The organism is Kineosporia babensis (assembly GCF_021129305.1).
Lineage (GTDB): Bacteria > Actinomycetota > Actinomycetes > Actinomycetales > Kineosporiaceae > Kineosporia > Kineosporia babensis.
Genome location: NZ_JAJOMB010000041.1, coordinates 1 through 12,017, shown reverse-complemented (window position 1 = coordinate 12,017; position 12,017 = coordinate 1). Strand labels below are relative to the sequence as shown.

The following is a 12,017-nucleotide window of genomic DNA, read 5'->3' as shown; positions in this document are numbered from 1 at the left end:
GGTCAGATTCATGATCGGCTGCTCGTTCACTAGCCGAACGTGGGCGTGAACAACACCCGTTTCAGCCGATCCTATCGCTCCAGCATCGACATCCCGACCCTAGAGCATGTCACCCCGGCCGTCTGCTGAGTCCAGTGTTACTCAGCTGACGGCCGGGGCAGGCAACCAATCAGTCGGCTCAGACGTCGCCGACGGTGCCCGAAGTGTCGCCTTCGTCGCTGGCCTGCGGCGTTTCGGCGGTTTCGGCAGCGCTCGCACCAGCATCCGCCGATTCGGCCGACGCAACCGGCGAGTCAGCTGAGAGTTCGCTGAGTGCGCCTTCTTCCGCGCCCTCCTCGTCCTCCAGCTCGGCCGACTCAGTGTTCTTGGCGACCGCGATGATCCGGTCGTTCTTGTCCGGCTTGGCGAACACCACGCCCATCGTGTCGCGGCCCTTGGCCGGCACCCCGGCCACGGACGAGCGCACGACCTTGCCGCGCTCCATCACGATCAGCGCCTCGTCGGTCTCGCTGACGATCATCGCGCCGACCAGGTCACCGCGCTCCTCGGTCAGCTTGGCCACCTTGATACCCAGGCCGCCGCGTCCCTGAACCCGGTACTGGTCCACCGGAGTCCGCTTGGCGTAACCGTTTTCGGTGACGATGAAGACGTACTCGTCGGCGCCGTCCTTCACCACGTCCATCGAGAGCAACTGGTCGCCCTCGCGGAACTTCATCCCGGTGACCCCCGAAGTCGCCCGGCCCATCGGCCGCAACGCGGTGTCATCGGCGGTGAACCGAACGGACATGCCCTTCTTCGACACCAGCAGCAGGTCGTCGTTCTGCCCGACCAGGCGGGTCGAGATCAGCTCGTCGCCCTCGCGCAGGTTGACCGCGATCACGCCGCCGGCCCGGTTGGAGTCGTACTCACCCAGCCGGGTCTTCTTCACCAGACCGTCGCGGGTGGCCACGATCAGGAAGTCGGCGTCCTCGTAGGTGCGCAGGTACATCACCTGGGCGATCTGCTCACCCGGCTGGAACGCCATCAGGTTGGCCACGTGCTGGCCCTTGGCGTCCCGCGACCCCTCCGGCAACTCGTACGCCTTCGCCCGGTACACGCGTCCCAAGTTGGTGAAGAACAACAGCCAGTTGTGGGTCGAGGTGACGAAGAAGTGCTCCACCACGTCGTCGCCGCGCAGCGTGGTGCCCTTCGAGCCCTTGCCGCCGCGCCGCTGGGCGCGGTACTGGTCGGAACGGGTGCGCTTGGCGTACCCACCCCGGGTGATCGTGACCACGACCTCTTCCTCGGGGATGAGGTCTTCCACGTTCATGTCGCCCTCGAAGGGCAGGATCTGGGTGCGCCGCTCGTCGCCGTACTTGTCGACGATCTCCTGCAGTTCCTCGGAGATGATCTGCCGCTGCCGCTCCGGCGAGGCCAGGATCGCCTCGAGCTCGGCGATCTGCGCCTCGAGCTTGGCCAGTTCTTCCAGGATCTTCTGACGTTCCAGGGCGGCCAGCCGGCGCAGCTGCATCGCCAGGATCGCGTCGGCCTGGACCTCGTCGATGTCCAGCAGCGCGGTCAGCCCACCACGCGCGTCCTCCACCGTGGCCGACGCCCGGATCAGGGCGATCACCTCGTCGAGGGCGTCCAGCGCCTTCACGTAACCGCGGTAGATGTGCGCCTGGCGCTCGGCCTCGGCCAGCAGGTACCGGGTACGCCGGACGATGACCTCGATCTGGTGCTCCAGCCAGTGCCGGACGAACTTGTCCAGGCTGAGCGTGCGCGGCACCCCGTCCACCAGGGCCAGCATGTTCGCGCCGAAGTTGTCCTGCAGCTGGGTGTGCTTGTACAGGTTGTTCAGCACGACCTTGGCGACCGCGTCCCGCTTGAGCACGATCACGATCCGCAGACCGGTCTTGCCCGAGGTGTCGTCGCGCATGTCGGCGATGCCCTGGATCCGGCCGGAGTCGACCAGCTCCGCGATCTTCACCTTCAGGTTGTCCGGGTTGACCATGTAGGGCAGCTCGGTGACGACCAGGCAGGTGCGGTTCTGGATCTCCTCGACCGTGACGATCGCCCGCATCGTGATCGAGCCGCGGCCGGTGCGGTACGCGTCCTCGATCCCGCGGGTGCCCATGATCAGGCCGTGGGTCGGGAAGTCCGGGCCCTTGATCTTCAGCAGGAGCTGGCCGAGCAGCTCCTCGTCGGAGGCCTCGGGGTTGGCCAGCAGCCACTGGACGCCGTCGGCCACCTCGCGCAGGTTGTGCGGCGGGATGTTGGTGGCCATCCCAACCGCGATCCCGGCCGAGCCGTTGACCAGCAGGTTCGGGAACCGGGCGGGCAGGATGTCGGGTTCCTGCGTCTTGCCGTCGTAGTTCGGGGAGAAGTCGACGGTGTCCTTGTCGATGTCCCGGACCATTTCCATGGCCAGCGGCGCCATCCGGCACTCGGTGTAGCGCATGGCCGCGGCCGGGTCGTTACCCGGCGAACCGAAGTTGCCCTGGCCGTCCACCAGCGGGTAGCGCAGCGCCCAGGGCTGGGCCAGGCGGACCAGGGTGTCGTAGATCGCCGAGTCACCGTGCGGGTGGTACTGGCCCATCACGTCGCCGACGACGCGGGCGCACTTGTTGTAGCTGCGCTCGGGGCGGAAGCCACCGTCGTACATCGCGTACAGGACGCGCCGGTGAACCGGCTTCAGGCCGTCCCGGACGTCGGGCAGAGCCCGGCCCACGATCACGCTCATCGCGTAGTCGAGGTAGGAGCGCTGCATCTCCAGCTGCAGGTCGATCGGCTCGATCCGGCCCGGTTCGGGCAACGGCGGACTTGCGGGCGGCTGCTCGGTCACGTCGATCCTTCGTTCTTAGCAAGCTGTTTCGAATTGAGGACGCCGTGGGCACCTTGGGTGCCCACGGCTCGTTGGGGGATCAGATGTCGAGGAAACGAACGTCTTTCGCGTTCCGCTGGATGAAGGATCGCCGGGACTCGACGTCCTCACCCATCAAGATCGCGAACATCTCGTCCGCGGCCGCCGCATCCTCCATGGTGACCTGCAGCAGGACCCGCTTGGTGGAGTCCATCGTGGTCTCCGAGAGCTCGTTGGCGTTCATCTCGCCCAGACCCTTGTACCGCTGAACACCCTCGTCCTTGGGCAGCTTCCGGCCCGCTTCGCGGCCGGCCGCGATCACCGCGTCCCGCTCGCGGTCGGAGTACACGTACTCCGGCTCCGCGCCCTTGCCGGCCCACTTGATCTTGTACAGCGGCGGCTGGGCCAGGTAGACGTGGCCGTGCTCGACCAGCGGGCGCATGAACCGGAACAGCAGGGTCAGCAGCAGGGTGCGGATGTGCTGGCCGTCGACGTCGGCGTCGGCCATCAGCACGATCTTGTGATAGCGCAGCTTGCTCAGGTCGAAGTCGTCGCTCACCCCGGTGCCGAACGCGCTGATCAGCGCCTGCACCTCCTGGTTGGCCAGGACCTTGTCGATCCGCGCCTTCTCGACGTTCAGGATCTTGCCGCGGATCGGCAGGATGGCCTGGGTGCGCGGGTCGCGGCCGCTCTTGGCCGAGCCGCCGGCCGAGTCACCCTCGACGATGAAGATCTCGCACTCTTCGGGGTTGGTCGACTGGCAGTCGGACAGCTTGCCGGGCAGGCCACCGCCGCCGAGCAGACCCTTGCGGCGGGTCGCCTCGCGGGCCTTGCGGGCCGCCATCCGGGCCGCCGCCGCCTGGATCGACTTGCGGATCACGTCGCGGGCGTCGTTGGGGTGGGAGTCCAGCCAGTCGGTGAGCTCGTTGCGGACCACCCGCTGCACGAAGGTCTTGGCCTCGGTGTTGCCCAGCTTGGTCTTGGTCTGGCCCTCGAACTGCGGCTCGGTCAGCTTCACCGAGATCACCGCGGTCAGGCCCTCGCGGATGTCCTCACCGGCGAGGTTCGGGTCCTTGTCCTTGATCAGGCCCTTGGCCCGGGCGTACTCGTTGATCAGGTTGGTCATCGCCGCCCGGAAACCCTCTTCGTGGGTCCCGCCCTCGTGCGTGTTGATCGCGTTGGCGTAGGTGTGCACGCTCTCGGAGTAGGCCGTGGTCCACTGCATGGCCAGCTCGAGCGCCAGGCCCTTGTCCTGGTCCTCCGCCTCGAGGTAGATCACCTCGGCGTTGACGTTGTCGTTCTTCTTGGACGAGTTCAGGTGCTTGACGTAGTCGATCAGGCCGTCGTCGTACTTGTACGTGGCGCTGAACTGCTTGCCGTCCTCGTCCGCGTGCTCGGGCCGCTCGTCGGTCAGCTTCAGCTGCAGGCCCTTGTTCAGGAAGGCCATCTGCTGGAACCGGGTGCGCAGCGTCTCGTAGTCGAAGTCGAGCGTCTCGAAGATCTCACCGCTCGGCCAGAAGGTGACGATGGTGCCGGTCTGCTCCTCCGGGATGCTCTCGCCCTGGGCGAGCGGGGCCTGCGGCACCCCGATCTCGTAGGACTGGCGCCAGATCGAGCCCTGCCGGTGCACCTCGACCGCCAGGTTGCGGGAGAGGGCGTTGACCACGGAGACACCCACGCCGTGCAGACCGCCGGAGACCGAGTAACCGCCACCGCCGAACTTGCCGCCGGCGTGCAGCACGGTGAGCACGACCTCGACGGCCGGCTTGCCCTCGGAGGCGACGATGTCGACCGGGATGCCGCGGCCGTTGTCGATCACCCGGATCCCGCCGTCGGCCAGGATGGTCACGTCGATCTCGGTGCAGTAACCGGCCATCGCCTCGTCGACGGCGTTGTCCACCACCTCGTAGACCAGGTGGTGCAGGCCGCGCTCACCGGTGGAGCCGATGTACATGCCGGGGCGTTTGCGGACCGCCTCCAGGCCTTCGAGCACCGTGATCGCGCTGGCGTCGTACGCGACACCGTCCTCGGTGACGACGGTGCTCTCAGCAGAGGACTCAGGGGCGCTCGGTATCGTCTGTTCGGCCACGGGTGGGGGGACTCCTGAAGCTTCAAGGGCCGGTGGCGGGTGCCAGCGCGGCCGACGGTACGGGCCCGAGGGGTGACCCGCTGAGTGCGGTTCCCCCGGCGCCGCCGAACAGCCCCCATCATATCTGGTCCCCCGCCGGATTCGCTCATCAGCGGGCCCAAACGCGGCAGGTATCTACTCCCCTAAGGGCTGCGAGCACATCTCTGGCGCCTCAGCCCGCCCCCTCGTGACTCCCGATACGTCTCTGGGAGGGCTACGGGGCCTGAGCGGCGCCCAGGCTCCGCGCATCAAGCCGATGTCAAGCCAAGTTGAGCCGGGCGATTTGTACGTTCGGTGACGATTGAGCTCACCCGTAGGTGTCGCCCGGTCCCTTGGAACCGGGGGCCACCCGCGGGCCGTGCCGCCACGACGGCGCGGATGGGCCGCGCACCACGATCCGGGTGACGGTGCCCTCACCCACCTCGCGGGCCAGCAGGCCGAGCAGGTTCGGGGTGAGCAGACGCACCTGGGTCGCCCAGGCCGAGGAGTCGGCGCCCACGGTGAGCACACCGTCGACGAAGCTGATCGGCTGGCAGTGCCCGGCCACATCGGCACCGACGATCTGGTTCCAGCGGCCCAGCACCCCGCCGATCGCCACCGTCTCGGTCCAGCCGCGCTCGGCGATCAGCCGGGCCATCACCCGGTTCAGCCCCTGTGGATCACGGGCGTCCGGGTGTGCACCGGAGCGGGTATTGGCTCCTTCACGGCGTTGCCGGGCCAGTGCGGCGGCGCCGACCCGGCCCGGAACCCCGGGTTTTTCCCCACGGGCAGCGGCCGCCGCGCGCACTCTCCCCAGGGCTGCGCGAACTGCATCAGCACCGTTGTCCACATCCCCCTGTGGATTGTGGATTGCGCTTTGACCTGCACTGACGCCCGCCGAACCGGGCGGCGGGAGGGAAACCCCCCGGCTCTTGTCCACACCTGAACGCGAATCTGTGTCCACATGGTTTTCCACAGGAGGGACGGGGGGTGGGGGAGTTTTATCCCCAGCTGACCCGGCGTTTCCCACAGGGTGTGTGGAACCTGTGGATAAACCCTGTTCGTTGTTCGTGACCGAGTTGTTGCCCCGATCCCGGCCGCTCCTAGTGGACACGTGTCACCGCTCCCTTCACCACGTCGACCCGGCCACCGCTGAGCGCCTTCGGCACATCCTCGGCCACCGCCGCCGTCACCAGCACCTGCTCCGCGCCGGCCACCATCTCGGCCAGACGCTCGCGGCGACCAGCGTCCAGCTCGGCAAACACGTCGTCCAGAATCAGCACCGGCTCGGCCGACTCGTCCCCGTCGCCGCGCAGCAGGTCGTACGACGCCAACCGCAACGCCAGGGCGAACGACCAGGACTCGCCGTGACTGGCATACCCCTTGGCCGGCAGCCCACCCAGGCTGAGCAACAAGTCGTCCCGGTGCGGGCCGACCAGACTTACCCCGCGTTCCAGCTCACTGGTCCGCTGTTCCTCCATCGCCGCAAGCAACCGCTCCCGTAAGAACTCCCGGCCGGGGACGTCCATTTGTACTGGGGTATCAGTCGCCGGGCCGCCGATGTCCTCGCCGAGCGTGCTGCGATACGTCAGGGTGGCGTTGCCCTGCCCCAGGCTGACCGCCTCGTACGAGCCCGCAACCAGCGGCGTCAACGCCCTGACCAGGAACAACCGGGCGTACAGCAGCTCCGCGCCGACGTTCACCAGGTGCGTGTTCCAGACGTCCAGCGTGCTCAGATCGGGGGTACGGCCCGACCGCCGAGCCTTACCGGCGGTCTTGAGCAGCGCGTTTCGCTGGCGCAGCACCTTGTCGTAGTCCGAGCGGACCCCGGCGTAGCGCGGCGCTCGCAGCACCAGCAGGTCGTCCATGAACCGGCGCCGACTGTCCGGATCGCCCTTGACGATGACCAGGTCCTCCGGCGCGAAGAGCACCGTGCGCAACATCCCGAGCGCATCCCGGGGGCGGGTGACCGGCGAGCGGTTGATCCGGGCCCGATTGCTTCCCTTGGCCGCGATCTCCAGCTCCACCAGCGATTTGCGGTCGTCCCGCTGGATCGCTGTACGTACCACCGCGCGCGCTGCCCCGGCCCGGATCAGCGGGAAGTCGGTGCTGACCCGGTGGCTGGAGTGCGATGCGATGTAGCCGATCGCCTCCACCAGATTCGTCTTACCCTGCCCGTTCGGCCCGACCAGGGCGGTCACTCCCGGCTCCAGGGGGAGCTCGGCGCTCTCGTAGGAGCGGAAGTCGGCCAACGAGAGATGGGTGACGTGCATCTGGGCGGATCGGTCTCCGGTCCGGGTCGGATGGGGCAGCTGTACCAAGGTGCCTGACTCGTACGTCTTTTTTGTGGACGTACGCGCGCACCGGCGTCCATTGGTGGACTTTCGGATCGCCCACCATCGTCGTGCTCACCCGGCCGGGAGTCCAGCGAGGGTCTGCCGGTCCTTGCCCGACTGGTCTGGTCCTTGCACGACTGAACCGCCGGGCACCCAGGTTTCGGGCGCCCGGCGGTCCGGTCGTTCGGTGCTTAGGACTGCGTGGAACCGGAACCCGAGCTCGGGCCCGCGTCCGCCGCGGCCTTGGCGGTGGTGGCGTGTCCGCCGAACTGGTTGCGCAGCGCCGCCACGGCCTTCATCGCCGGGGAGTCGTCCTGGCGGCTGGTGAACCGGGAGTACAGAGCAGCCGTCATCACCGGCGCCGGCACGGCGTTGGCGATGCACTCCTCGATCGTCCAGCGACCCTCGCCGGAGTCGTTGACGTAGCCGGTGATCTGCGAGAAGCCCGGGTCTTCCTCCAGGCCCTTGACCAGCAGGTCCAGCAGCCAGGAGCGGACCACGGTGCCCCGGGTCCAGGCCTTGAAGCTACCGGTCACGTCCTTGACGATGTCCTTGGCGGCGAGCAGCTCGTAGCCCTCGGCGTAGGCCTGCATCAGGCCGTACTCGATGCCGTTGTGGACCATCTTCGCGTAGTGCCCGGCGCCGATCTCACCGACGTGGACGAAGCCCTCTTCGCGCGGGCCCTCCGGGCGCAGCGCGTCGAAGATCGGCATGGCGCGCTCGATGTTCTTGGCGTCACCGCCGACCATCAGGCCGTAACCGTTCTTCAGGCCCCAGACACCACCGGAGACGCCGCAGTCGACGTACTCGATGCCCTTCTCGGCCAGCGCCTTGGCGTGCAGGAAGTCGTCGCTGAAGCGCGAGTTGCCGCCCTCGATGACCAGGTCACCGGGGGAGAGCAGGTTGCCCAGTTCCTCGACGGTGTTCCGGGTGATGTCACCGGAGGGCACCATGATCCAGACGATGCGCGGGCCGGGCAGGGCGTCGACAAGTTCCTTGACCGAGGCGACGTCACTGACATTCGGGTCGCGGTCGTAACCGGTGACCTTGATGCCGGCCTCGGTCAGGCGCTTGTACATGTTGCCGCCCATGCGGCCGAGGCCGATCATTCCGATGTGCACGGGGTCTTTCCCTTCGGGGCTCAGCCCGCGATTCGCACCGGCATCAGGAGGTACCGATAGCTGCTGTCGTCCGACCCTTCCGGATCGGTTTGCGGCGACAGCACCGCGGGCTTGGTGGGCTGAGTGAATGACAGGCGGACCAGGGGCGAGTTCAGCGCCCCGAGGCCGTCGAGCAGGAACTGCGGATTGAAGGCGATGGAGAGATCGTCACCAACGAGGGTCGACTCAACTGCTTCCGATGCCTGAGCATCTTCTCCTTGCCCGGCCTCCAGCGTCAGGAGGCCCTCCGTGAAGGTGAGTCGGACCGGAGTGTTCCGTTCCGCCACCAACGCGACCCGTTTCACCGCGTCTGTCAGAGCCTGCGTTCCCACCAGCGCATATGTCTCCACCTTGTCGGGGAACAGCGCACGAACCTTGGGGTAGTCGCCCTCCACCAGCAATGAGGTGGTGCGGCGGCCGCCGGCCTCGAAACCGATCATCTCGGTCGCTCCGCCGGTGGTGAGGGCCAGGGTGACGTCGGCGCTGGTGCCAAGAGCCTTCGCCACGTCGGAAAGGGTGCGTGCCCGGACCAGGGCGACGCTGCTCTGACTCGGGTCGCCAGGATGCCAGGGCAAGGTACGCATCGCGAGCCGGTACCGGTCGGTGGCGAGAAGCGTGATCTGGTCGCTCTCGATCTCGCACCGGATCCCGGTGAGGATCGGGAGCGTCTCGTCCCGGCTGGCTGCGATGCTGACCTGCCCCACCGCCTGGGTGAAGATGTCACCCGCGACCGTACCGGACGCATCGGGCATCACCGGCAGGGTGGGGTATTCCTCCACCGGCATGGTCAGCAGGGTGAATCGGCCGGAGCCGCAGACGACCGAGACCTTGGAACCGTCGGTGGTGACGTCGACCGGCTTCGCCGGCAGCGAGCGGCAGATGTCGGCCAGCAGCTTGCCGGAGACCAGGGCGGTGCCCGCGTCCATCACGTCGGCCGGAACCTCGACCCGGGCCGAGACCTCGTAGTCGAAGCTGGAGAGCCGCAGAACGCCGACCGCGTCCGCCTCGAGCAGGAGACCTGCGAGGACCGGGACCGGGGGACGGCTGGGCAGGGCACGGGCTGCCCAGGCCACTGCGTCCGCCAGAGCGTCGCGCTCAACCCGGAATTTCACGGGTAACCCCTCCACAACTGGCCGATGACTTGTCGGAAGACACATCTGCGGCCCGGTCACAGGAGACCGGGCCTCAGATGTGAAGTTCTTGCCCGCCGACATTACGCGAGTTGGCGAGGCGGGGGGAATTCGATCGGCGGGTCGCGGGCTCGGCGGCGAGCGGACGGTCGGGGTCCTGGCTGTCGCAGCGCAGTCCGGCCCGGGCTTGTGGTGACGGTTCGAGCTTGAGGACGTGGTGGTCGCCGCTGCCACTGGTCGTTGCGTGGGCGGGGCGGGCGGCTGTGGGGCCTTCTGGGCGATTGCTGGCAGCCGGGTAGGTAATCACCCGGCTGGTGCGGCTGGGTCGCCTTCAGGGGGCTGTGGGGGTTGCTTGAGGACGTGGTTGCTGGGTCCGGTAGGGCGTGGGCGTTTGTGGGTGCCTGGGTTTGGGCGAACCGGGATCAGTCAGGGCACCCGTTGTGGGTGGGCCGTGACTTGGGTCGGGCTCACCACCGTCACGAGGCTGGCGCTGTTCGCCCGCGGGTGCCTTGGCAGGGGTGTGCAGTTCGGGTTCCGGTGAGGGTCTGCGGTGCCCGAAGAGCCCGCCCCCCGAACCCACCAGCCGATGCATCGGAGGCAGATGCGAGCCCGCCCACGACCGGCTGCCGGAATGGCTTCTGGTCAGCTCGCTGAGATGGCCTCGATCGGCTCCAGTCGTTGGTCTGCCGTCGGCTGCGGTGCGGTCATCACTGGTGGCCGACTGGTAACCGAATTGGTGGCCGCACGGCTCGGCTGCTGGCACGCATGCTGCGCTCGCTGGAGCACCAACCACGCTTTCTGGCCCACTTCGCCACGGCGACGTCGCCATGACCACGTCGCCGGTCGCCGGTCGCCGGTCGCCGGTCGCCGGTCGCCGGTCGCCGAGCGCCGAGCGCCGAGCGCCGAGCGCCGAGCGCCGAGCGCCGAGCGCCGAGCGCCGAGCGCCGAGCGCCGAGCGCCGAGCGCCGAGCGCCGAGCGCCGAGCAACTGAATCAGATGCTTCTCGCTCACCACCACGATCGACAGTCGTGCACTAGCCCTTCAGAGGCCTGGCCCGTCAACGCTCGCCACTTCACCAACGCACTCTGCTGCTGCACCCCGAGCTCATCCCTAGGGCATCCCCTCAAGCGCCGGCGCCGGTCGCCATCAGCGTCGAGAGCTCTGCCTCGACTGCCTCGACTGCCTCGACTGCCTCGACTGCCTCGACTGCCTCGACCTCCTCGACCTCCTCGACCGTCTGGATCGCCTCAACCTGTTGCTCAGGGCCGAGGCACCGTCTGCCGAAGACCGCAGACAAGGACTCGAGCCATTCGAACACTTGTACGTGCAAGGCAGCTTGGTCCTCCTTGCTTATCCCCAACCCACAGGCCGCCCAGGCCGGGCTCGTTCGTCCAAGCCAAATGTTGGCGGAATGCAAATTTTCCTCGAGTTAACTGTTTGGTGTTTGTAGTAGCGCTTGTGGAAACTGTTGATAACCCTTGTTTTTGCAGGTCATCGAGTTAGAGGCCTGTAGACAGACAGTGGATGAATCGGCGTCGTCGGTGGATGAACGGTGGAAAGACCGTGGACTACCAACAGGGTTGTCCACCGTTCTCCACAAAAGACCCACAGATATCCACAGTCCATCCCCAGAAAACTGGCCTTCATCCACGGAAATATTCACGGCGCATGGTTTCGAGTTATCCACGGGTCGTCCGAGCGTTGTCCACGGGCTGTCAACAAAGCTCTCGAGTCATCGTGCGGCACCCCAGCTTTTGCCGTTTTGACCGGTCAGAGGCACAAAGGCGAAAGCGCAGCCCTGTTGAGAACTGCTGTGGACAAGTCCTGCAGGCACCACCTTGTCCACAAAGTTATCCCCACCTGTGCGCGGATCGCGAAGTTTTTCCACTGCTGTGCATAACGCTCCGAGCCTGTGGATAACCGGGCAACTCGAGTCCAGCAAACGACTTTCGCCGACAGCACCTCGTGTCATGCCCTCTCCCACAGGGTTTTCCACAGATTCCATCCCCAGTCTGTACACAGTGTGGACAGACCTGAGACCGAGCCAGTTGGTCAGTTCCGGCTCGCGGCCCCGTCTTTGGCCTCTGAACTGGGGAAACCGTCGAATACGACACTCGTCGATCCCTCCCCTGGCCCGCGGGTAAAAGTATGCCGCCTGTGGAGAACCAGTGGAAAACTTCGTTGGACGCCACTGACCAGTGCAAACAGCCTGTGCAAAAGCCTGTGTACAAGGACTTCGAGGCCGCTGCTTGTTTTCCAAGCGCGTTCAGAAGCACTGCTCGGAAAACAAGTAACAGGCAGGCGAGAACCATGTTTTGGGAGGCCTCAGCGCCTGCGGTCAGGGCCGGCGAGGGCCATCTGAGCCAGGCCCCGAGAGGCCGGAGAAGCGGTTCGACTCAGAGTCCCGGTCACGGGACTCGAGTCGGGGAGGGACTCGAGTCG

General features: G+C 66.9%; 7 protein-coding genes. All 7 read right to left on the bottom strand.

The genetic code is table 11. From position 1 onward, the window contains the following. Positions 1-178: 178 nt before the first annotated feature. Positions 179-2,824: a DNA gyrase subunit A gene (gene gyrA / locus LR394_RS39875; protein ID WP_231449923.1), complete on the bottom strand. Its 2,646-nt coding sequence runs from the start codon at positions 2,822-2,824 to the stop codon at positions 179-181. A gap of 79 nt (positions 2,825-2,903) precedes the next feature. Then, the gene (gene gyrB, locus LR394_RS39870; protein ID WP_407937212.1) at positions 2,904-4,931 is read right to left on the bottom strand and encodes a DNA topoisomerase (ATP-hydrolyzing) subunit B; all 2,028 of its coding nucleotides are present in this window, start codon (positions 4,929-4,931) and stop codon (positions 2,904-2,906) included. Positions 4,932-5,277: 346 nt separating this feature from the next. Continuing rightward, entirely contained in the window at positions 5,278-5,757 is a 480-nt protein-coding gene (locus LR394_RS39865) for a DUF721 domain-containing protein (protein ID WP_231449922.1), read from the bottom strand. A 295-nt stretch (positions 5,758-6,052) separates the two neighbouring features. Continuing rightward, on the bottom strand, positions 6,053-7,222 hold the full coding sequence (recF, locus tag LR394_RS39860; RefSeq protein ID WP_231449921.1) for a DNA replication/repair protein RecF: 1,170 nt from the start codon (positions 7,220-7,222) through the stop codon (positions 6,053-6,055). Between the two features lie 254 nt (positions 7,223-7,476). Further along, positions 7,477-8,406, bottom strand: coding sequence for a phosphogluconate dehydrogenase (NAD(+)-dependent, decarboxylating) (gene gnd / locus LR394_RS39855; protein ID WP_231449920.1), 930 nt, complete (start codon positions 8,404-8,406; stop codon positions 7,477-7,479). Between the two features lie 20 nt (positions 8,407-8,426). Further along, a complete protein-coding gene (gene dnaN / locus LR394_RS39850; RefSeq protein ID WP_231449919.1) occupies positions 8,427-9,557 on the bottom strand; it encodes a DNA polymerase III subunit beta in 1,131 nt (376 codons plus the stop codon). Positions 9,558-10,698: 1,141 nt separating this feature from the next. Then, entirely contained in the window at positions 10,699-10,905 is a 207-nt protein-coding gene (locus LR394_RS39845) for a hypothetical protein (protein WP_231449918.1), read from the bottom strand. Between the last annotated feature and the right edge of the window lie 1,112 nt (positions 10,906-12,017).

Bases quoted from the DNA above. Each gene is read 5' to 3' on its own strand.
- recF (WP_231449921.1), bottom strand. From the start codon at position 7,222: ATGCACGTCACCCATCTCTCGTTGGCCGACTTCCGCTCCTACGAGAGC.